Below are 20,976 nucleotides of genomic sequence, written 5' to 3' on the forward strand. Positions count from 1 at the left end.
CTCCAAATGTCTCCATTGCCCCCCAGTTTCGATTCAGCTGGAAGTCAGATTTTACCGACTCATTGCTCTTCTTTAGCCCGCCGTACCAGCAACATCAGCTCGGGTCTGGGATTGAGCAACTTGACCTTGGCGTCAGACCACGCCAGTCCCGGAAAGCGGGTCTCCATGCGCCCTAAATCCCGACCGCTGTTGTCATAGATGTCCCAGCTGCCCCCGGCCAGAATCTCGGCCTCCATACCCATGAAGCTGCGGATATAGGTGACCGGCTTGTTGCGAAACTCGCCTATGTACTGGATCTCGCCGGCCTGCACCGCGAAGGGCACGGAAAAATCCTGCTTGGCAAAGTAGGTGGTATCACCGCCGGCTGGATCCATCATGAACAAGGAAAAGTTGTACAGCTCGTAGCGGCCCGGTGGCAGCAGCAGAGCGAACTTGGAACCGGCAACCCCCTGATCCAGGATGTCATCCTCATAACGGCCACTCATCATATCGGCCGAGATACGCACCCGATACTCCTGCTTGCTATCGATGTTGCGAAACAGCAGGGCATAACTGTTAAAGGCCGGCTTGAGAGGAGGCCTGGTGATAGATCCCACCACCAGGCCCTGATTGGCCAGATCCGTGGCGGCCAATTGCTCAGGCATGGGGGCCTTGGTGGCACAGGCGACCAACCCCAAACAGATCAAGGCCAATAGGCCGGTACGCCATCCTGATCGCATCATCTTTTTCTCCATAAAATGGTTAATTTTCGTAAGGACGCGCCATCATAAGCCAAGCCAGGATGGACACGCGCCGGATCGGATGAAGATGCGAAGTGGCTCACATCTGTCGTAAGGAGCTGAATTTTTGGACGAAAATCGATTCAGGCCACCGCTACAATGACGCCCATTGCCAACCACCAAGCCGGTATACGATGCGCCCTGTTCTGCTGTTAACCCTGCTGCTCACAGCCTGTGCGGCCACACCGCCTCAGGTGAACGACGCCACTATCACCCCTGTCTATCGCACCAAGGCAGACGGCCTGTTTTTGGCAATCAATAAGCAAAAGAGTCGTCAAGACGGCGAAGCCGGTGAACTGCGCCTGGCGGCACTGTATGAGAACAGCGATGATCCGACCCTGCGCCATCAGGCCCGAGACATACTGCTGCCGCTGGCAGAGCGGGGCTTCGTACTGGCGCAAAAACGTCTGGCCTATGGCGAGAGCAGCGGCCGCTACGGCCCGCCCGATGATGCGGCCGCCACCCGCTACTTGGCCCGCCTGCAGGCAGAGCAAAAACCGGATCACACCTTGACCCTGAGCCTGCAGCGGGACAAGCAACTGATGAGCACACATCAGGCACAGCTGACCAGCTGGTATGCCAAGCACCTGACCACCTGCCCCAATCGCGCCACCGGCTGGCCTGCGGCGCTGGGCAGCGACCAGGATTATCTGGCCGTTCGCGCCCTGGTGGACTGTTTGCTGGCCTATGGCGCCTCGGATCAGCCCAGCGCCCGTCTGCAGGCGTTGTCCGATTTCGAAGCCATCCGTTGCGCGGCCGAGCCGGAGCACCCCTGCCGTGCCCAGGGCTTTGCCCTGCTGGCCAGCGGCCAGTTGCCGACAGAACCTGAGCCGGCGGCACTGGCCAGCCTGGTGGAGGCCCTGAGCCTGTTGCGGGCGGTGGAGACGCAGCGCCTCCATCTGGGCCCCCAGTCGGGGGAGCGCCCCGTGCTGAGCGAGAGCGTCTGGTGGGAGATTCAATACGCCGAAGATCAGGCCAAGGATGGCCAGCGAGCGGCCGCCTATGAGCGGTTGGCGCAGTACCGGCAAGATAACCGGCTGACGGCCAAGGAGCAGGCGTTTGTCGATCTCACCCTGGCGCGACTGGAGCTGCAGGCCGGCCAGCAGGCCCAGGCACAGACCCGTTTGCTGCCATTGCGCCACAGCCCACAGCTGCCCAGCCAGCTGCAGCAGTCGGTGCAGAACACCCTGATACGGCTGTCAGTGGCACGACAGGATTTGGCTCTGACGATCCAGCTGCAACTGGAAAGCTTCTCGCCGCTGCCGGAGCGGGATCGCCTGCTGCCCGCCAGCCTGTTTAGCGCCATGACCCCGTAAAAGAGGGGGCCGCTCTGGGCCCCCTCTTCTATTTGACACCTGCCGCGCTAGATCACCGCCAGGTTGCCCTTGGTCTCCAGCCACTCCCGCCGATCCGGCGCGCGCTTCTTGGCCAGTAGCATGTCCATCAGTTGCTGGGACTGCTCGACATCCTCCAGGGTCAGCTGCACCAGGCGGCGGGTGTTGGGATCCATGGTGGTTTCCCGCAGCTGCTTGGGATTCATCTCACCCAACCCCTTGAAGCGGGTGACCTGGGGCGTGCCACGCTTGCTCTCGGCCTTGAGGCGCTCCAGTATCCCCTCCTTCTCCGCCTCGTCCAGGGCGTAATAGACCTCCTTGCCCAGATCGATGCGAAACAGCGGCGGCATGGCCACATAGACATGACCCCGGGCCACCAGGGGCTGGAAGTGCTTGAGAAACAGGGCGCACAGCAGGGTGGCGATGTGCAGGCCGTCCGAGTCGGCATCCGCCAGGATGCACACCTTGCCGTAGCGCAGATCGGACAGATCATCGCTGTCCGGGTCCAGGCCTATGGCCACCGAGATGTCATGCACCTCCTGGGAGGCCAGCACCTGACTGCCGTCCACTTCCCAGGTATTCAGGATCTTGCCCCGCAGCGGCATGATGGCCTGGAACTCCCGATCTCGCGCCTGCTTGGCACTGCCACCGGCCGAGTCCCCTTCCACCAGGAACAGCTCGCCCTGCATGGGGTCGGAACAGGCGCAGTCGGTCAGCTTGCCCGGCAGCGCCGGCCCCTGCACCACCTTCTTGCGCACCACCGTCTTGGCGGCCCGCAGCCGGCGCTGGGCCGAGCTGATGCACAGTTCCGCCAGCTGCTCGGCCAGTTCGGTATGGGCGTTGAGCCAGAGGCTGAAGGCATCCTTCACCACCCCGGAGACGAAGGCGGCACATTGGCGGGAAGAGAGCCGTTCCTTGGTCTGACCGGCGAACTGGGGATCCTGGATCTTCACCGAGAGGATGTAGGCACAACGTTCCCAGATGTCTTCCGGCGTCAGCTTGACGCCGCGGGGCAGCAGGTTACGGAACTCACAGAACTCCCGCATGGCATCCAGCAGCCCCTGACGCAGGCCATTGACATGGGTGCCACCCTGAATGGTGGGGATCAGGTTGACGTAGGACTCCGCCAGCGAATCCCCGCCTTCCGGCAACCAGCACAGGGCCCAGTCCACCGCCGAATGCTCGGCCTGGAAGCTGCCGACAAAGGGCGGCTCCGGCAGGATCAGCGACTCCTTGACGGTGTCGCACAGATAATCCTTGAGACCATCCTGGTAGCACCATTCGTGCACCTGGTCGCTGGTCTTGTCCTCAAAGCGGATGGCCAGCCCCGGGCAGAGCACCGCCTTGGCCTTGAGGATGTGGATGAGCCGGGCCACCGAGAACTTGGGCGAGTCGAAGTAGCGCTCCTCCGGCCAGAAGTGCACGCTGGTGCCGCTCACCCGCCGGCCGCAGGTGCCGGTAATGGTGAGATCCGAAACCTTGTCGCCGTGCTCGAAGGCCATCTCGTACACCTGACCATCCCGCTTGACCGTCACCTCCACCCGCTTGGACAGGGCGTTGACCACCGAGATCCCCACCCCGTGCAGACCACCGGAGAACTGGTAATTCTTGCCCGAGAACTTGCCCCCGGCGTGCAGCTTGCACAGGATGAGCTCCACCGCCGGCACCCCTTCCTCCGGGTGGATATCCACCGGCATGCCACGACCATCGTCGATCACCTCCAATGAGTGATCCGGATGCAGTATCACCTCCACCCGGCTGGCATGGCCGGCCAGCGCCTCGTCGACGCTGTTGTCGATGACTTCCTGACCCAAATGATTGGGGCGACTGGTGTCCGTGTACATGCCGGGGCGCCGCCGCACCGGCTCCAGGCCGTTCAGGACCTCAATGGACTCGGCGGTATATTGATTGCTCATGGCAAGACTCTTCTTAGCTAGGAGATGCGAGAAATTCTACGATGGCCGGGCAGTAACGCTCAAACCCATCGAAGGCGTGGCTGCCGCCGGGTTCCAGGGTCACCCGGCAACCCTGATACAGCGCCAGGGCCTGACGGTAATCCAGCAGCTCGTCGCCCTGCTGTTGCAACAGCCAGAGGCGTTCCGGGTGACTGAGCTCGGTACAGCAAAACGCCGCCAGCTCATCCACCTGTTCGGCCCCCAGATGATACTGCACCCCGGTGTGAGGATTGCACTGATCCCCGAGAAAGTGCGTCGCCATCAGGCGATCCGGCCGCACCGCCGGGTTGATCACCACGGCCGGCAAACCGTACTGCTGGGCCACCCGGGTAGCCCAGAAGCCGCCCATGGAGCTGCCCATCACCCCCACCGTGCCCTGGGCCAGGGCCGCCTCCACGCAGCGGCTCACCGCCTGCCAGGCTGGCTGCGGCAGATCCGGCAGGGTGGGTACCTGGTAGTGCAGATCGGGATGTTGCGCCTGCAGATAGGCTCCCATCTGCCGGGCCTTGAGAGAACCCGGCGAGGAGTGGAAGCCGTGCAGATAGATGAGGGTATGGGCCATGGCTAGTAGCCGGTGGCGAAGGCCTCGGGCAGGAAGCTGCCGGTGGGCAACCGCCAGACCTGAGTCGCCACATGGCCGTCGGCGTACAACTGCAGATAGCGCCAGCCCGGGCCAGCATCATCCAGGGTGAAGTCGTTGCAACCCGGCATAAACTGGATGCAGGTGGAGGGCGAGGTCAGGAAGCGAATGCCGTTATGGACCTGGTCATACTCCTGGTGCACATGGCCGCCCAGTACCAGTCGGGTCTTGGGGTGGCGGGCCAGCAGATCCAGCAGGTGGTTGGCGTTTTTCAGGTCATGCTGATCCAGCCAGCCGCAGCCCACCGGGTGGCAGTGATGGTGCAGGCAGATGAGGGTGAAACGATCCGGTTGTGAGACCAGGCACTGCTCCAGAAAGCTCAGCTGATCCGGCTTGATCCAGCCGTGGGGTACCCCATAGACCTGGGTGTCCAGCATGATGATCTGCCAGTGCGGCAGCAGGATCTGCCGGGCGTTGCTGATGCCCACCTCCGGCATGACGTTGCGCATCAGGGGGCCATCATCGTGGTTGCCGGGCAGCCAAAACAGCGGTTTGGCCAGGGGGCGTACCGCCTGGGCAAACCGCTGATAGGAGCCGGTGGAATAATCCTGAGAGAGATCGCCGGTGGCCAGCACCAGATCAAAGGAGAGCTTCTGATCGACGATGGCCTTGATCACCGCATTGAAGCTGTCGGCGGTGCGCACCCCCAACAGGCGGCCATCTTCCTCCGCATAGAGATGCGAATCGGAGATTTGAAGCAGACGCACCACGGCGTCATGGGCTGGCGAGAGAGAAACGGTATCCAAATCAATCAACTTCTTGGGTTGTCATTATTCATTCAGGGCGTTACCCGGTACAGGGCAGCGTCAGCGTACCGTAACCGTGAGCCAGACAAAAACGCAACCACTCGGCCAGGAAATGGTTGCATTGTTCTTTTTCATCCCGTTGATGCATCTGGGCATTGGGATAATCATATCTTGGCTGCAGCCGGCAAATCTGCTGACTGACACACACTTCGGCCATGCGGGCATCGTGGTACAGGCGAACCCGCATATGTGCCCGTAAATACTCGGGAAAATGCTCGTTTTGCTGGGTGATCTCCACCAGTGCCGTGTAGGGTGCCGTCTCCAGCAGACGCAAGCGATAATGCAGTCCGTCGGCCGCGGCGAACTGGTGGCTGTCACCTGTCTGCCACTGACGGGGCAGCAACTTCATCAGGCCCATGTAGTTGGTCTCACAGACCCGTTGCAGGGTCTGCAGATCCGGCACATGGCGCCGCTTCAAATTCATGGCATGGCCCAACGTTGCAGCAGAGACTCATGGTGCAACTGCAGCCATTGCAGGGCGATGACACTGGCGGCGTTGTCGATGCGCCCCTCCTCCACCCAGCGATAGGCCTGCTGCCGGCTCACCACGTGCAGACGGATGTCCTCGCCCTCCTCGGCCAGGCCGTGCAGGCCTGCCGCCAGACTGGCATCCACCTGCCCCACGTAGACATCGATGCGCTCCGTGGTGCCTCCCGGGCTCACCAGGTAGCTCAGGGCCTTTTCCACCTTGCCCAGGGTCAGGCCAGCCTCTTCCATGGCCTCCCGCTGCACCACCTCGCCCGGCGCTTCGCCGGGTTCTATGATGCCGGCCACCAGCTCCAGCAGCCAAGGCGTCGGACTGGTCTCCAGGGCGCCGATGCGAAACTGTTCCAGCAAGACCACCTGATCGCGCACCGGATCATAGGGCAGCAGGGCGGCGGCATGGCCGCGCTCGAACAGCTCCCGGCTCAGCACCTGACTCCAGCCACCGGCAAACAGGCGATGCCGCAACTGATAGCGATTGACCCGAAAGAACCCCTTGAAACAGGGCGTACATTCGGTCACCTCGACGTCGTCACGACCAAATTGCTCATGTTGAGCCAACGGCAAAGCAGAAGACATGGCGCCCTCCGGAAAACGGTAACAAACCAGGGAATCGGCAGACTACCGTCTCCCCCGGCACGGGACAATAGCCAAGCGCCATAAAGCGCCAGCTGACGGCGAATTCTCGCCCCCTCTTCACGCGATAGCTTGCAATTAGAAAAATATTTCCATAAATTTTTTCTAAATGTCCTATCAGGAGCGTCGGCATGTTTCAAACGGCCCAGTATCCCAATCACAGCGGCGGAGAAGAAACCCGCCAGCAGCTCATCCGTGCCGCTACCCGGATTTTCCTGGCGGAAGGCTTTCGCGCCGCCCGGGTCAAGGAGATCGCCGAAGAGGCCGGAGTTCGCCTCTCCGCCATCAACTATCACTTCGGCAGCAAGGAAGGGCTCTATCTGGCGGTGCTGCGTCATCATGGTGAGCTGGCCCTGGCCCGGGCCCCGCTGACATCTGAGATACCCAATCAGTCTCTGGAGCAACGCTTCGCCTTTGTCATCCATAGCCTGGTGCTGCGCATGCTGGATGACAGCAGCGAATGCCGCCTGGCCCAGCTGATGCTACGGGAGCTGGCCAACCCGACGCCGGCGCTGGACGTGATGTTCCAGCAGTTCAGCCTGCCCCAGGCGAAGGTCATACTGGCTCTGCTGCAGGAGATACTGGGCCCCGCCGCCAGCCACGAAACCCAGGTGCGCTGCCTGCTGAGCCTGTTCGGCCAATGCATGTGCTATGTGATGGCCCGCCCGCTGGCCAGCCGCCTGGCGCCACGGCTCTATGAAGCCGAACACTGGCTTGAAGAGATAGATAGCCATCTTGTCACCTTCAGCTGGGCCGGCCTGATGGCCATCAAGGCCAGCCTGAGCGCCCCAGGAGAGTCCGCATGAAGCTTGCCCCCCTTTTCGTCCTCATCTCCCTGCCGTGGTTGGCGGGCTGCCAGCCACAGGATCAAGCCCCCTTGCCCGGCTATGCCGAGGCCGATTTTGTTCAGGTGGCTGCCCCCAGCGGCGGGCGTCTGCTCCGGCTGGCGGTCACGGAAGGGGATGAGGTACAACCCAATCAGCCGCTGTTTGCTCTGGAGGCCGAGCCGCAAAAGGCGACCCTGGCGGCCAGTCAGGCCCTGCTGGCCCAGCGCCAGGCTCAGCTGGCCGATCTCACCAAGGGACTCAGACCCGAGGAGATAGCGGCCCTGCAGGCCCAACTGGAATCGGCCCAGGCCGAACTGCGTCAGGCCCGCCGGGATCATGAACGCCAGATGAGCCTGCGTCGCCAAGGCTTCAGCAGCCAGGCCAACCTGGATGACAGCCGCACCCGGCAGGAGACCGCCGAGGCTCAGGTGCGCAATCTGCAAGCCCAGTTGGCGGTGGGCCAGCTGGCCGGGCGGCCCGATGCCCTGATGGCGGCCAAGGCGGCCACCGAGGCCGCCGACGCCCAGGTGCAGCAGGACAGCTGGCAACTGGCCCAACGGCAGCAGCAGGCCCACACAACGGGGCTGGTAGACGAGATACTGTTCCGGATAGGCGAATGGGTGCCGGCGGGGCAACCCGTGCTGAACCTGCTGCCGGAGGATGGCGTCAAGATCCGCTTCTTCGTGCCCCAGGATCAGCTCAGCCAACTCAAGCCGGGGCAAACCATCCAGGTGGGTTGTGATGCCTGTGAGGGTAAGCTGGACGCCCGCATCAGCCACATCGCCAGCGAGGCGGAGTTCACGCCGCCGGTCATCTACAGCCAGGCCAACCGCGCCAAACTGGTGTTCCTGGTAGAAGCCAAGCCGCTGCACACCGGCACACTACGACCGGGCCAGCCCTTGGATGTCTATCTACCGGAGGCCAAATGAACCAGCAGAGCGACTGGATCATCGATGTACAGGGGCTCACCAAACGCTTTGGTGACAAGACGGTGGTGGACAAGCTGGATCTGCAGGTCCGGCCCGGCGAGATCTACGGCTTCCTCGGCCCCAACGGCAGCGGCAAGACCACCTCCATCCGCATGATGTGCGGCCTGCTGACGCCGGATGAGGGCCAGGGCCAGACCCTGGGCTTCGACATAGTCCGCCAGTCGGCCCAGATCAAGCGCCAGGTGGGCTACATGACCCAGAAGTTCGGCCTGTATGACGATCTGACCCTGCAGGAGAACCTGGAGTTCATCGCCCGCCTCTACCAGTTGCCCAGACCCAAGGCCCTGGCGCTGGATACCCTGGCCCGACTGGGGCTCACCGGCCGGCGTCACCAGCTGGCGGGCAGCCTGTCCGGCGGCTGGAAACAGCGCCTGGCCCTGTCCGCCTGCCTCATCCACCAGCCCAGATTGCTGCTGCTGGACGAACCCACCGCCGGGGTGGATCCCAAGGCGCGCCGCGATTTCTGGGAGGAGATAGGTCACCTGGCCCACGACGGCATGACGGTGCTGGTCTCTACCCACTACATGGACGAAGCGGAGCGCTGCCACCGCCTGGGCTATATCGCCTACGGCCGATTGCTGGCCTGCGGCACCCCGGAGGAGCTGATCCGGCAAAGCGGCTTCAGCACCTGGCGGCTGGCCCAGGCACCGGCGGATCTGGCCCGCTGGCTGGAAGGCCAACCCGGGGTGGCCCTGGTGACCCGCTTTGGCAATGCCCTGCACCTGAGCAGTCGCCAGCCCGCGCAGATAGCGCCTCTGCTGGACCAACTGAGGGCCCAGGGACAAGACTGGCAGCCGGTAGCCACCGCCCTGGAAGATCTGTTTATCGCCCTGATGAATGAGGCCAGGGACAACTTCAGCGAGGAACGGCCATGAGACTGCCAGAGTGGGCCCACCGCCTGTGGGCCATGGTGATCAAGGAGCTGCTGCAGCTGCGCCGGGATCGCCTCACCTTCGCCATGATGCTGGGCATCCCCTTGATCCAGCTCACCCTGTTCGGCTACGCCATCAATGGCGATCCCAAGCAGTTACCCACCCTGCTGGTGGCCCATGAACAGACCCCCTTCAGCCGTAGCCTGAGCACGGCACTGGAGAACAGCCAGTACTTCCGCCTGCTGCCCGGCCTGCACGGCGATGCCGAGGCGGACAGTCTGCTGGCCAGCGGCGAGGTGCAGTTTGCCGTCATCATTCCCGCCGGTTTCTCCCGAGATCTTCAGCGGGGTGAGTCCCCCGTGCTGCAGGTGGACGCCGACGCCACCGATCCCACCGCCACCGCCAACGCCATCGCCACCCTGCAGCAGCTTACCCAGCAGGCGCTGCGGGCGGATCTCACGGGCCCGCTGGCCCAGTCCAAACAGCCAGATCCGTTCGAGCTGCGCATCCACCGCCGCTACAACCCGGAAGGCTTGACCCAGTACAACATAGTGCCCGGTCTCATGGGGGTGATTCTCACCATGACCATGATCATGATGACGGCCCTGGCGGTGACCCGGGAGCTGGAGCGCGGCACCCTGGAGAACCTGCTGGCCACCCCCATACGTCCGCTGGAGGTGATGACCGGCAAGATACTGCCCTATGTGGCCATCGGCCTGGTGCAGGTGCTGGTGATCCTGCTGGCCGGCAAGCTGCTGTTTGAGGTGCCGTTTCTGGGTAGCACGCCGCTGTTGCTGCTGGGGGTCTCCATCTTCATCGCCGCCAACCTGGTGGTGGGCATCACCATCTCCAGCGTGGCCCGCAACCAGACTCAGGCCATGCAGATGACCTTCTTCTTCTTTCTGCCCTCCATGCTGCTGTCGGGCTTCATGTTCCCGTTCCGCGGCATGCCCCTGTGGGCCCAGGCGATCGGCGAGCTGCTGCCCCTGACCCACTTTCTGCGCCTCATTCGCGGCATCATGCTCAAGGGCAACGATCTGGCGCAGAGCTGGCCTCATATGTGGCCTTTGCTGCTATTTATTCTGATAATGCTGCTGATAGGGCTCAAACGATTCAGAAGAACCTTGGATTGAGCCTGACCGCTGGCTATGCTTGGCGGCAACGCTGCCGTGACTGAACCCAAGGAAAACGGCGGGATAAAAAATGGCGACCACCTTGATTCAACATGGTTTTTGCCACAGTTAACAGGCACTATGAATGCCGACATTCCTATTGGCCATACTCTCCCTAGGCGGGTCTGGCGACCGCGGGAACACTGGAGACGTAGACGATTATGAAGAAAACCCTCATATCCATGATGGTGCTGTTTGGTACCACTGGTCTGGCCCACGCCGACAACCTGCTGGATATCTACCACCTGGCCCAGCAGAAGGATCCCCAGTTGCTGGAGTCCAAGGCGGTGCGTGACAAGGCCTTCGAGGCCATCAACGAGGCCGATGCAGCTCAGCTGCCCCAGATCAACCTGGGAGGCAACCTGGGCTATCAGAAGACCAACCGCAGTGATTACGCCACCGCCGGCACGGCTGGGGCCAATCTGGGACTGTCCCAATCCCTCTACCGCCGCAGCAACTGGATCAACAGCGATATCAGTGCCAAGGCGGCCACCCAGGCCGATGTGGCCTACAACGCCGAACAACAGGGCCTGATGGTGCGCAGCGCCCAGGCCTACTTTGCCGTGCTCTCGGCCCAGGACACCCTGGAGTTCGCCAAGGCCAACCGGGAAGCCTTGCAGCGCCAACTGGACGAGACCCAGCAGCGCTACGAGGTGGGCATGACCGCCATCACGGACGTCCATGAAGCCAAGGCGGCGGCGGATCTGGCGGAAGCCACCGTCATCGAGGCAGAGAATGCCCTGAGCAACAGCTACGAAGGGCTGCGCCAGCTCACCGGGGCCGAACACAAGTTCCTCGATATCCTCAACACGGATCGGTTTGCCACCAGTCCGCTGGAAATGGATGCCGAGCACTGGATGAAGCTGGCCGAAGACAGCAACCTCTCCTTGCACAGCAAGCGCATCGCCAAGGAAATCGCCAAGCAGCAGATCGAACTGGCCCAAACCGGCAACGAGCCGACCCTGGATCTTTCCGCCAGCCTGTCCAGCGCCTACACGGACTACAAGAACAGTGGCCCCAGCTACAATGACGGCACCCTGAACACCGGCGCCGTCGGACTGCAATTCAATCTGCCCTTGTATCAAGGCGGCGCCGTGGACTCCCGCGTCAAGCAGGCCCAGTTCAACTATGTGGCAGCAAGCGAATCCCTGGAGAAGACCTTCCGCGATGTGCAGGCCACCCTGAACCGCAACTACAACGACGTGAACGGCAGCATAGGCACGGTTCGGGCCTATCAGCAGTCGGTGATCTCCGCCGAGAGCGCCCTGACCGCCACCCGCGCCGGCTATGAGGTGGGAACCCGTACCGTGGTGGATCTGCTGGATGCCACCCGCAACCTCTACTCCGCCAAGCAGCAGCTCTCCACCGCGCGCTATAACTACATCCTCAACCGGCTGGCCATCAAGCAGACCGCCGGCACCCTGACCGAAGAAGATCTGGCCAGCGTCAACCAGGGGCTCAAACCCGCCTCCTGATGTGATTGCCGGGTGCCCAGACGGGCACCCGGTTCACCTTGCGCCCCGCCTCACACTTCCCTCAGTCGCCGTCGATTTTTCCATCAATTCTTGAATCAGCTCCCGGTTTATCCGGTTGAGAACCATTAACGTTTCCCTGCCAATAACAAGGGGTTAACAAACCCAAGATGAATCAACAGGGGATCGCCATGAAGTTATTCGATACGTTGCAACAGCTGCTGGGCATGCAGGACAAGGGGTCTTTGCATGCGGTGACCGAGCAGGATCACCAGCAGGCCCTCATCAAGGAGCGGGCCGATCTGTGCCAGTCACTGGATGCGGATCCCGTTGAACAGACCGTCAGCCGGGACAACGCCCGGGACATCATCTTCCTCGGTTGGCAGATCGCCAACGTGGAGGAACGCCATGCCAAGGACAACCGCCGCCTGGCCTACCTCAAGCTGTTCCGCACCCGCAGTGACAAATATGTCTGCCAGCGCATGACCCTGATCGATGACGAAGAGAAACACTATCAGGCGGTCACAGTGGACGACATGGACGGGGTGCGCCAGTTCTTCGGTGACGATCGCCTGGCCCAGGCCCTCTACCAATTCGCCGGCGTCGCCACTCCGGCCCACTAATACCTGCACCACCGATCTGGGGCCGCCTGCTTGGGCGGCCTTATACTTTATGCGGTCGACCGAGCCGCTGCCGCCCAGGGTGGTGGCCGGCAATAACAAGGCCTCAGCGAGCGAAATTGCCGGAGAACCATGATGTCCATCGACAAACCCGCTCAGGAGGGATGTCCAACCCAGACCGAATGGCTGACCGACCATCTGGGGCTCACGTATCGGGTCGAACAGACCCTGATGCAGACTCAGTCGCCCTATCAGCACATCGATGTGCTGCAGACCCCGGCATTTGGCCGACTGTTCCGCCTGGATGGTTGCCTGATGACCTCGGAAGCCGACGAGTGGTTCTACCATGAGAATCTGGCCCTGCTGCCGGCCATCAGCCACCCGGCCCCCCGCCGTGCCCTGGTGATCGGTGGCGGTGACGGTGGCTCTGCCCGCCAGCTGCTCAAGGATCCTCGTCTAGAATCCCTGGTGGTGTGCGAGCTGGATGTCCAGGTGGTGGAAATGGCCAAGACCTATCTGCCCCGGGTGCATCAGGGCGCCTTCGACGATCCCAGGCTGCAGCTGCAAATAGCTGACGGCCTGGCCTATGTGGCGCAGAGCCAAGATCCGGTGGATCTGCTGGTGCTGGATCTCACGGATCCCCAGGGCGTTGCCGAGCCCCTCTACCAGCCGGCCTTCTTTGCCGACTGCGCCCGCCTGCTAGGTGAACAGGGGGTGCTGAGCCTGCATCTGGGCTCGCCCCAGTGGCACCCCCAGCGGATCAGCCGGCTGGTGAGTGACCTGCGGCAGCAGTTCGCCATCGTCCGCCTCATACTAGTGCCCATCGCCCTGTATGGCGGCCTGTGGGCCATGGCCTGCGCCAGCCAGAGGACGGATCCCAAGGCCATCAGCAGCGCCGAGGTGGAGCGCCGGCTGCGCGAACGGGGCATCACTGGCCTCCACTACTACAACGGCGACACCCATGTGGCCGCCCTGGCGCTGCCCAACTTCGTTCGCCGCCTGCTGCCTCCCGAACGGCCGGCATAAAAAAACCACCTCGAGGGTGGTTTTTTCTTGCGAGAACATGTCGCAGCTTAGGCCGGATCGCCGTACCAGACGTCGAACAGCGGGCTGACCTCGATGGCCTGGCCACCGTTGGCACTGAGCCATTGCTCCACCGCCTGGCGATCCTCTTCGCTGCAGCGGCCGATGGCCTGGGTGCAGACCAGGCCTTCCCAGGCAAGGTAACCGGAACCGGCGAAGGCCAGACCACGGGGCTCGATGAGATCGGCGATGAAGCGGTCGATCACCGCATCCACCTGCCGCGGCTCGGTGCCGGCGGCGAAGTGCCAGTTCAGCTCGAAACCCAGCTCCTGAAACTCATCCACCCGCAGCTTCTTGCGCAGGCGGCGACTACGTTGTGCCATATGGCCTCCTTGTGGCTCAGGCGATTCGCTTGAAGATCAGCTCCCAGACCCCGTGGCCCAGGCGATGGCCCCGCCGCTCGAACTTGGTCAGCGGGCGCTGATCCGGGCGCGGCACATAGTCGCCGAACTCAGAGGTGTTCTCGAAGCCCTCGGCCTGGCTCATCACCTCCAGCATGTGCTCGGCATAGTTCTGCCAGTCGGTAGCCATGTGGAACAGGCCGCCCGGCTTGAGCTTGGGCCGCAGCATCTGCACAAAGGCCGGCTGTACGATGCGGCGCTTGTGATGGCGGGACTTGTGCCAGGGATCGGGGAAGAACAGCTGCAGGGTGTCGATGCTCTCATCGGGGATCATCTGCTCCAGCACCTCCACGGCGTCGTGACAGAACAGCCGCAGGTTGCTGATCCCCGCCTCTTCGGCGGCAGACAGGCAGGCCCCGACGCCGGGTCTGTGCACCTCGATACCGATGAAGTTCAGCTCGGGGGCGGCCTTGGCCATCTCCACCAGGGAGGCGCCCATGCCGAAACCTATCTCGAGCACCACGGGAGCCTGCCGGCCGAACAGGGCGGCCAGATCCAGCGGTTGGGGCTCAAACTCCACCCCCATCACGGGCCACAACTCGGCCAGTGCACGCTCCTGCCCCTTGGTCAGGCGGCCCTCACGGCGCACAAAGCTGCGAATACGGCGCATAAACTGGCCTTCTTCGCGGGTTTCCGGCGGGTTGTTGTCGCTCATGACTCTCTCTCAAGCACAAAAAGGAGTGGGAATTATCCAAAGATAGGCGTTAGACGCAAGCCCGGCGGCGGCAAAATCACCACAGTACTAACGCCCTTCCCAGATCACAGGGGTACGGGACACCGTCTGCCACAGCTGCCAGCCCTGTTGCAGCAGGCTGAGGCCGAAGGCCACGCCGATGAGCCAGGCCACGCCGCTGGCGCCGGAGCCCACCACCAGGATCCCCAGGATCAGGGTCAGTACGCTGGTCACCTTGGCCCAGCCGCCCTGCCCCTGGCTACGCTGCCAGGCCAGGATGCCGGAGAGGATGAGCGATGCCCCCAGCAGCAGGGCCGCCAGCCCCAGGGTCAGCTGCGGCCACAGCAGCAGCAGGATGCCGATGACCAGATAGCCCCAGAAGGGCAGATCCCAGGTGGCGTAGCCCACCTTGCTGAGCCGGCGGCTCATCCACAGGCCGGAGAGCCCGGTGAGGGCGATACTGGCGCCCAGCACCATGGCGGCGGCCATGCCGACATAGAAGGGCAGCACAATTGCCAGAAAACCCAGCAGCATCATGCCCAGGGCGATGAGGCGGGCGTTGCGGCGGGTGGTTTGGGTCATGACCAGGGATTCAGACATACCAGAGGCTCCTTTAGCAAAATCGCAGTGTTACTACGCTAGCGCCTTTTGGCTCCAAGGCAAGGGCTGTCGCTCACAAGATCACCCTGGGTTCAGCTTGGCGGTCAAAAAGCCCTACATGCTGGCCGGTTTACAAGTCGGTCGCCCCTGTGCTGCAATCTCGGCCCTGATTTTGAAGCGGATGCCTGAACCTGTGAGTGACACCCTACTACCCTTCGCCCAACGGCTGCTGGCCTGGTATGAACGGGATGGCCGCAAGCACCTGCCCTGGCAGCAGGACAAGACCCCCTACCGGGTCTGGGTGTCGGAGATCATGCTCCAGCAGACCCAGGTAGCCACCGTCATCCCCTATTATGAGCGGTTCATGGCCCGCTTCCCCAGCGTCATGGCCCTGGCCGATGCGCCGCTGGATGAGGTGTTGCACCTGTGGACCGGCCTGGGCTACTACGCCCGGGCTCGCAACCTGCATCAGGCCGCCTGCCAGATACGGGATGAACATGGCGGTATCTTCCCCACCGAACTGGAACAGGTGATGGCCCTGCCGGGCATAGGCCGCTCCACCGCCGGCGCCATCCTCTCCCTCTCCTTGGGGCAGCGTCATCCCATTCTGGATGGCAACGTCAAGCGAGTGCTCACTCGCTATCTGGCCCTGGCCGGCTGGCCGGGTGAGAAGGCGGTGGAGCAGCAGCTCTGGCAATGGGCCGACCGTCTGACACCGGCGCAGGGGGTGGCCCAGTACAATCAGGCCATGATGGATCTGGGGGCCAGCCTCTGTTCGCGCAGCAAGCCGCAATGCCAGGCCTGCCCGCAGGCTGATGACTGCCAGGGGCTGGCTGCCGGCCGGCCGGAGGACTATCCCACTCCCAAGCCGAAGAAGACCAAGCTGCCGGTGCGTCAGGTCTGCCTGCTGATCCTGCAGCAAGGCCACGACATTTACCTGGCCCAGCGACCGGCCAGCGGCCTGTGGGGCGGCCTCTACAGCTTCCCCGAATGTGCCGATGAAGCCGAGGCCCAGGCCTGGCTGAACCGCCACGGCGCGGGTGAATGCTCGCTCACCCCCCTGGCCCCGTTTCGCCATACCTTCAGCCACTTCCACCTGGAGATACAGCCGCTGCTGGCGCGACTGGCACGCCCGCTGGCCCTCCAGGTGGCGGAAGGGGATTTGGAGGGCGCCGACCATCTTTGGTATAACCTCAAGCAACCGGCCAGCGTGGGGCTCTCCGCCGCCACCGTCAAGCTGCTGGCCTACCCGGAACTGACACTCAAGCGAGGAGCCCCATGAGCCGCACCGTTTTTTGCCAACGACTGAAGAAAGAAGCCCCCGGCATGCCGTTCCAGCTCATTCCCGGCGAACTGGGCAAGCGCATCTTCGACAACATCTGTCAGGAAGCCTGGAGCGAATGGCAGAAGAAGCAGACCATGCTGATCAACGAGAAGAAGCTCAACATGATGAATGCCGACCACAGAGCCCTGCTGCAGGAGGAGATGGTCAAGTACCTGTTCGAGGAAGGCGAGGTGCAGATCGAGGGCTATGTGCCGCCGGAGCAGAAATAGGCCGGCACCACAGAGCACACATAAGCAGAAGGCGCCGCGAGGCGCCTTCTGTCATTAGCGGGTTAGTGCTCACCACCACCGCCACCGGCATGGAACGGTGGCTTGGCCAGCCAGACCACGGCGGTCATGACGATGAACAGGCAGGCGGAGAGGGCGAATATCTCGTTGCTGCCCATCACATGGGTTTGGCGGGTGATCTCCTGGGCCAGATAGGCCCCGCTCTGGGCCTGGCTCATGCCCAGCCCCTGCAGTGTGTCCATGGCCTGCACGCTCACCGGGTTGTAGCCGTTGATGGCCTGGGTCAGGGTCTCGTGATGCACCGCCTCGCGCCTGTCCCACAGGGCGCTGATGAGGGAGGTCCCCACCGAGCCTGACAGGGTGCGCAGGAAGTTGGACAGGCTGGCGGCGCTGGCCAGCTGGTGGGGCTTCAAGCCAGCGAAGGCGATGGCGGTCAGCGGCATGAAAAAACAGGCCACCGCCACCCCCTGCCAGAACTGGGGCCAGACCACGGCCCAGATGTCCATCTGCACCGTAAACTGGGTACGGGCATAGAAGCAGGCGGCATACACCAGGAAGCTGATGGTCACCAGCATCCGCATGTCCAGCCGGTGGGCATTCTTGCCGATGATGGGCGACAGGAACACCGGCAGTATGCCCACCACCGCCGAGGCGATGCCCGCCCAGGTGGCGGTATAGCCCAGATAGCTCTGCAACAGCTGGGGCAGCAGCACCACAGTGCCGAAGTAGAGCAGGTAGGCCAGGCTGATGCAGCCCACGCCGATGGCGAAGTTGCGGTGCTTGAACAGGCTCAGATCGACGATGGGATTCTCGTCGGTCAGGGCCCAGGCGATGAGCAGGCTGATGCCCATCACGGCCACCACCGCCAGGGTGATCACCTCGGTGGAGGAGAACCAGTCCAGCTCCTTGCCTCTATCCAGCATCAGCTGCAGGGCGCCTATGCCCAGCACCAGCAACATGAGTCCCACCCCGTCGATGGGCTTGCGCTCGGTGGCAGTTTCCCGATCCTTGAGCAGGCGGCGACTCAGGCTGAACACCAAGATCCCCACCGGCACATTGATGAAGAAGATCCAGCCCCAGTGATAGTTATCGCTGATCCAGCCCCCCAGTATGGGGCCGAAGATGGGCGCCACTATCACCGTCATGGACCAGAGCGACAGCGCCAGGCTGCGCTTTTGCGGCGGGTAGTTGGACAGCAGCAGACTCTGGGACAGGGGCACTATGGGGCCGGCCACCGCCCCCTGGATCACCCGAAACAGGATCAGCAGCTCCAGGCTGGAGGAGAGACCGCACAGCCAGGAGGCCAGCACAAACAGGGTGATGGACCAGAGGAACAGCTTCACCTCCCCCACCCGCTTGGCCAGCCAGCCGGTGAGCGGCAAGGAGATGGCGTTGGCCACCCCGAAGGAGGTGATGACCCAGGTGCCCTGGCTGGAGGAGGCCCCCAGATTACCGGCTATGGTGGGGATGGCCACGTTGGCTATGGTGGTATCCAGCACCTGCATGAAGGTGGCCATGGCCAGGGCCAGGGTCAAAAGCGCCAGCGCCCCCCCTTCGAGGGGCTTGGGCGCAGCATGGCTTGCTTGCATGACGCCCCCGTTAGCCTGCTTGGCTGTTGTCGGCGATGATCTGGGCGATCAGGGAGTCCACCGGCGCCATGTCCTGGGTCAGTACGTCCGTGCTGGCGATGGCATTGTCTACCGGTGCATCGGTGACATGGGCGCCGCTCGTGTCGCTGACATCCACAGTCACCAGCATGGAGAGCCCCAGGCGCAGCGGATGCCTGGCCAGCTCGGCCGCATCCAGCTTAATGCGTACCGGCAGACGCTGTACCACCTTGAGCCAGTTGCCGGTGGCGTTCTGCGCCGGCAGCAGCGAGAAGACGCTGCCGGTTCCGGCGGCCAGCCCCTCGACCGTCCCGTGATAAACCACCTCGTCACCGTACAGATCGGCGCTGAGGGTGGCGGCTTGGCCGACGCGGATCTTGGCCAGCTGGATCTCCTTGAAGTTGGCATCCACCCACAGCTGATCCATGGGCACCACGGCGAACAGGCTGGCGCCCACCGCCACATGGCTGCCCACCTGGACGTTGCGCTTGGCGATGAGGCCGTTCACCGGGCTCAGGATGCGGGTGCGCTGCAGGCTCAGCCAGGCTTCCCGCAGCTGTTCGGCGGCATACAGTACCTCAGGTTGCTGGGCCAGGGGCGTAGTCAGCAGCTTGGCCTGCAGCGCGGCCTGCTCAGCCTGGGCGACGGCCACCGCCGCCTTGGCTTCCGCGACACTCTGCCGGGCATGCAGCACCTCTTCACGGCCCACGGCATTGCTCTGCCCCAGCACCTCGCGACGGGCCTGATCCCCCTGGGCACGATCCAGCTCGGCCTGGCGCAGACCGACGGTAGCCGCCAGTTGCCCCAGTTGCCGTTGTTGCTGGGAAAGCTGCCGCACCGTCTGGGCCAGCTGGGTCTGAGCCCGCAGCAGGGCCAGCTTGGCATCTGTCTCGTCCAGCGCCACCAGCAGGCTGCCGGCGGCCACCTGCTGGGTCTCCTCGCCATGCAGGCTCAGCACGTTACCCGCCACGCGGGAGGAGACAGGCACCACGTTGCCCGCCACATAGGCATCATCCGTGGTCTCGCTGCCCTGATGCAGGTACCACCAGCCAGCGGCCCCCAGGGCCGCCAGCACAAACAGGGAACTCAAGCCGAGCAAGGCTTTCTTGCGGGCAGGGGAATGGGCACTCATATCTCTCTCCAATAGAGGGGGTCGTTTGCGACCTTTATATTTACTGTTGTGATAGTTTCTTTTGTTACTATATGCCGACAACAAGACCTCGGCGGGCAGCCCCGGCGAGGTCGGTTTATTCCGGCAGGGTTTCCAGTATCTTGCGCAGCAGGCGGGTCAGATCTGACCGCTCCTGGGTATCGAAGGCCTGCCACATGGCCCGCAACCTGGCGCGCTGGCGCGGTACCACATCCAGCAGGAAGTCCTGGCCGGCCTGGGTGATGCGCAGCAGCTGACAACGTCTGTCCTCCGGCAGCTCCTGCCGACTGGCCCAGCCACGGGCCACCAGTTCATCCGCCAGCCGGGTACCGCTGGTGCGGGACGCCTCCAGCAGACGACTCAGCTCGGAGGGCTGGATCCCCTCCTCATAGGTCAGCAGTATCATGAGCCCCAGGTAGACGGACTCACTCACCCCCTCTTCGGCCAGCCCCCGCGCCTTGGTCTCGGTCAGCCGATGCTGAGCCGCCATCAAGAGGCGCCCCAGCAGCAACTCTTCGGTTGGGGTGCCGGGTAACAAGGCATCCACGCGGGCGATCATTTTCTCGATGGGCAGCTTGCAAGGTGTCATGGCATATCCTGGGTGTTAGTTTCAGCCGACATAATAACACGTGAAACTATTTCGGCCAGTACAACTTGCCTCCCCCAGACGCTTTTCTAGCCAACTTTTCCCCTTGGTTGCACAAGCTTTCGACAAACGATGCGCCGCCTCTCAAGGCGACAGAAAAGGGTGTTGACTTGCCAGGGTCGAATCGGTTTAATAGCGCCCCGTCGCCCAGATAGCTCAGTCGGTAGAGCAGCGGATTGAAAATCCGCGTGTCCGTGGTTCGATTCCGCGTCTGGGCACCATTTTACCAAGGCCTCTTGTTGACTCAGGATGCCGACAAAAAAGTTTTACGCCGGCTTAGCTCAGTTGGTAGAGCAACTGACTTGTAATCAGTAGGTCATCAGTTCGATTCCGATAGCCGGCACCATTTTCGCCCAGATAGCTCAGTCGGTAGAGCAGCGGATTGAAAATCCGCGTGTCCGTGGTTCGATTCCGCGTCTGGGCACCATTTTCGCAGCATGCTGCAACAAAGTTTGTTCCTCCTTAGTTCAGTCGGTAGAACGGCGGACTGTTAATCCGTATGTCGCTGGTTCAAGTCCAGCAGGAGGAGCCACCTACGAAGCCCTCGTCGCAAGACGAGGGCTTCTTCTTTTTGTCCCTGCAACAGAAGTGCCGTCGGCATTGGGCCAGGGACGGCACGGTCAGCGACGTCTTTACCCAACACCCGCTTCACCCATTCA

At 62.9% G+C, this 20,976-nt stretch carries 22 protein-coding genes and 4 tRNA genes; 14 read left to right on the forward strand and 12 right to left on the reverse strand.

Going from position 1 to position 20,976, the window contains the following annotated elements; all coding sequences use genetic code 11:
* Window positions 1-59: 59 nt before the first annotated feature.
* Window positions 60-722: a hypothetical protein gene (locus ABD847_RS14960; protein ID WP_345014466.1), complete on the reverse strand. Its 663-nt coding sequence runs from the start codon at window positions 720-722 to the stop codon at window positions 60-62.
* A gap of 191 nt (window positions 723-913) precedes the next feature.
* On the opposite strand from ABD847_RS14960, the gene ABD847_RS14965 reads away from it, so the two are divergent.
* On the forward strand, window positions 914-2,095 hold the full coding sequence (locus ABD847_RS14965; RefSeq protein ID WP_345014468.1) for a hypothetical protein: 1,182 nt from the start codon (window positions 914-916) through the stop codon (window positions 2,093-2,095).
* Window positions 2,096-2,142: 47 nt separating this feature from the next.
* On the opposite strand, the gene parE is transcribed toward ABD847_RS14965, so the two are convergent.
* Genes parE through nudF form a run of 5 tightly spaced genes read right to left on the reverse strand, consistent with a single transcriptional unit; the run spans window position 2,143 to window position 6,576 of the window.
* The gene (gene parE, locus ABD847_RS14970) at window positions 2,143-4,029 is read right to left on the reverse strand and encodes a DNA topoisomerase IV subunit B (protein ID WP_345014470.1); all 1,887 of its coding nucleotides are present in this window, start codon (window positions 4,027-4,029) and stop codon (window positions 2,143-2,145) included.
* A gap of 13 nt (window positions 4,030-4,042) precedes the next feature.
* On the reverse strand, window positions 4,043-4,630 hold the full coding sequence (locus ABD847_RS14975) for a YqiA/YcfP family alpha/beta fold hydrolase (protein WP_345014472.1): 588 nt from the start codon (window positions 4,628-4,630) through the stop codon (window positions 4,043-4,045).
* A gap of 2 nt (window positions 4,631-4,632) precedes the next feature.
* Window positions 4,633-5,454 carry a 3',5'-cyclic-AMP phosphodiesterase gene (cpdA, locus tag ABD847_RS14980; protein ID WP_345014474.1) on the reverse strand — a complete coding sequence of 274 codons (822 nt, stop codon included), beginning with the start codon at window positions 5,452-5,454 and terminating at the stop codon, window positions 4,633-4,635.
* Between the two features lie 40 nt (window positions 5,455-5,494).
* Window positions 5,495-5,938: a DUF1249 domain-containing protein gene (locus tag ABD847_RS14985; protein WP_345014475.1), complete on the reverse strand. Its 444-nt coding sequence runs from the start codon at window positions 5,936-5,938 to the stop codon at window positions 5,495-5,497.
* Entirely contained in the window at window positions 5,935-6,576 is a 642-nt protein-coding gene (gene nudF / locus ABD847_RS14990) for an ADP-ribose diphosphatase (RefSeq protein WP_345014477.1), read from the reverse strand. Before nudF ends, ABD847_RS14985 begins: the two co-directional genes overlap by 4 nt.
* A gap of 188 nt (window positions 6,577-6,764) precedes the next feature.
* Between nudF and ABD847_RS14995 the strand changes: the two genes are divergently transcribed.
* The 7 genes from ABD847_RS14995 to speE all read left to right on the forward strand — a co-directional run bounded on the left by ABD847_RS14995 (window position 6,765) and on the right by speE (window position 13,611).
* On the forward strand, window positions 6,765-7,439 hold the full coding sequence (locus ABD847_RS14995; RefSeq protein WP_345014479.1) for a TetR/AcrR family transcriptional regulator: 675 nt from the start codon (window positions 6,765-6,767) through the stop codon (window positions 7,437-7,439).
* The gene (locus ABD847_RS15000; protein WP_345014481.1) at window positions 7,436-8,389 is read left to right on the forward strand and encodes an HlyD family secretion protein; all 954 of its coding nucleotides are present in this window, start codon (window positions 7,436-7,438) and stop codon (window positions 8,387-8,389) included. The genes ABD847_RS14995 and ABD847_RS15000 overlap by 4 nt, the downstream gene beginning before the upstream one ends.
* Entirely contained in the window at window positions 8,386-9,324 is a 939-nt protein-coding gene (locus ABD847_RS15005; RefSeq protein ID WP_345014483.1) for an ABC transporter ATP-binding protein, read from the forward strand. The genes ABD847_RS15000 and ABD847_RS15005 overlap by 4 nt, the downstream gene beginning before the upstream one ends.
* A complete protein-coding gene (locus tag ABD847_RS15010; protein ID WP_345014485.1) occupies window positions 9,321-10,454 on the forward strand; it encodes an ABC transporter permease in 1,134 nt (377 codons plus the stop codon). Before ABD847_RS15005 ends, ABD847_RS15010 begins: the two co-directional genes overlap by 4 nt.
* Before the next feature lie 200 nt (window positions 10,455-10,654).
* The gene (tolC, locus tag ABD847_RS15015; protein ID WP_345014487.1) at window positions 10,655-11,968 is read left to right on the forward strand and encodes an outer membrane channel protein TolC; all 1,314 of its coding nucleotides are present in this window, start codon (window positions 10,655-10,657) and stop codon (window positions 11,966-11,968) included.
* 188 nt (window positions 11,969-12,156) lie between these two features.
* Window positions 12,157-12,588 (forward strand): hypothetical protein, encoded by a 432-nt coding sequence (locus ABD847_RS15020; RefSeq protein ID WP_345014489.1) that lies wholly within the window; start codon window positions 12,157-12,159, stop codon window positions 12,586-12,588.
* A 132-nt stretch (window positions 12,589-12,720) separates the two neighbouring features.
* On the forward strand, window positions 12,721-13,611 hold the full coding sequence (speE, locus tag ABD847_RS15025; protein WP_345014490.1) for a polyamine aminopropyltransferase: 891 nt from the start codon (window positions 12,721-12,723) through the stop codon (window positions 13,609-13,611).
* 47 nt (window positions 13,612-13,658) lie between these two features.
* Here speE and ABD847_RS15030 read toward each other — a convergent pair whose 3' ends face one another.
* The 3 genes from ABD847_RS15030 to ABD847_RS15040 all read right to left on the reverse strand — a co-directional run bounded on the left by ABD847_RS15030 (window position 13,659) and on the right by ABD847_RS15040 (window position 15,342).
* Window positions 13,659-13,991 carry a 50S ribosome-binding protein YggL gene (locus ABD847_RS15030; protein ID WP_345014491.1) on the reverse strand — a complete coding sequence of 111 codons (333 nt, stop codon included), beginning with the start codon at window positions 13,989-13,991 and terminating at the stop codon, window positions 13,659-13,661.
* Between the two features lie 16 nt (window positions 13,992-14,007).
* A complete protein-coding gene (trmB, locus tag ABD847_RS15035; RefSeq protein ID WP_345014492.1) occupies window positions 14,008-14,724 on the reverse strand; it encodes a tRNA (guanosine(46)-N7)-methyltransferase TrmB in 717 nt (238 codons plus the stop codon).
* Between the two features lie 87 nt (window positions 14,725-14,811).
* Window positions 14,812-15,342, reverse strand: a complete 531-nt coding sequence (locus ABD847_RS15040; protein WP_345014493.1) for a DUF308 domain-containing protein — start codon at window positions 15,340-15,342, stop codon at window positions 14,812-14,814.
* A gap of 193 nt (window positions 15,343-15,535) precedes the next feature.
* Here ABD847_RS15040 and mutY point away from each other — a divergent pair, with 193 nt between their 5' ends.
* Window positions 15,536-16,624 carry an A/G-specific adenine glycosylase gene (gene mutY / locus ABD847_RS15045; RefSeq protein ID WP_345014494.1) on the forward strand — a complete coding sequence of 363 codons (1,089 nt, stop codon included), beginning with the start codon at window positions 15,536-15,538 and terminating at the stop codon, window positions 16,622-16,624.
* The gene (locus ABD847_RS15050) at window positions 16,621-16,896 is read left to right on the forward strand and encodes an oxidative damage protection protein (RefSeq protein WP_345014495.1); all 276 of its coding nucleotides are present in this window, start codon (window positions 16,621-16,623) and stop codon (window positions 16,894-16,896) included. Before mutY ends, ABD847_RS15050 begins: the two co-directional genes overlap by 4 nt.
* 62 nt (window positions 16,897-16,958) lie before the next feature.
* Here the strand turns inward: ABD847_RS15050 and ABD847_RS15055 are convergent, their stop codons facing one another.
* The 3 genes from ABD847_RS15055 to ABD847_RS15065 all read right to left on the reverse strand — a co-directional run bounded on the left by ABD847_RS15055 (window position 16,959) and on the right by ABD847_RS15065 (window position 20,260).
* Entirely contained in the window at window positions 16,959-18,503 is a 1,545-nt protein-coding gene (locus ABD847_RS15055; protein WP_345014496.1) for a DHA2 family efflux MFS transporter permease subunit, read from the reverse strand.
* A 10-nt stretch (window positions 18,504-18,513) separates the two neighbouring features.
* Complete coding sequence (locus ABD847_RS15060) at window positions 18,514-19,653, reverse strand: HlyD family secretion protein (RefSeq protein ID WP_345014497.1); 1,140 nt, start codon at window positions 19,651-19,653, stop codon at window positions 18,514-18,516.
* 115 nt (window positions 19,654-19,768) lie between these two features.
* Window positions 19,769-20,260 carry a MarR family transcriptional regulator gene (locus tag ABD847_RS15065; protein WP_345014498.1) on the reverse strand — a complete coding sequence of 164 codons (492 nt, stop codon included), beginning with the start codon at window positions 20,258-20,260 and terminating at the stop codon, window positions 19,769-19,771.
* A 202-nt stretch (window positions 20,261-20,462) separates the two neighbouring features.
* Between ABD847_RS15065 and ABD847_RS15070 the strand changes: the two genes are divergently transcribed.
* From ABD847_RS15070 to ABD847_RS15085, 4 genes are all read left to right on the forward strand, one after another.
* Window positions 20,463-20,538, forward strand: a tRNA-Phe gene (locus ABD847_RS15070).
* A 49-nt stretch (window positions 20,539-20,587) separates the two neighbouring features.
* Window positions 20,588-20,663, forward strand: a tRNA-Thr gene (locus ABD847_RS15075).
* Between the two features lie 5 nt (window positions 20,664-20,668).
* Window positions 20,669-20,744 (forward strand) — tRNA-Phe (locus ABD847_RS15080).
* Window positions 20,745-20,773: 29 nt separating this feature from the next.
* Window positions 20,774-20,849, forward strand: a tRNA-Asn gene (locus ABD847_RS15085).
* Window positions 20,850-20,976: the final 127 nt, after the last annotated feature.

The organism is Pseudaeromonas paramecii, assembly GCF_039540575.1.
GTDB classification, from domain to species: domain Bacteria; phylum Pseudomonadota; class Gammaproteobacteria; order Enterobacterales; family Aeromonadaceae; genus Pseudaeromonas; species Pseudaeromonas paramecii.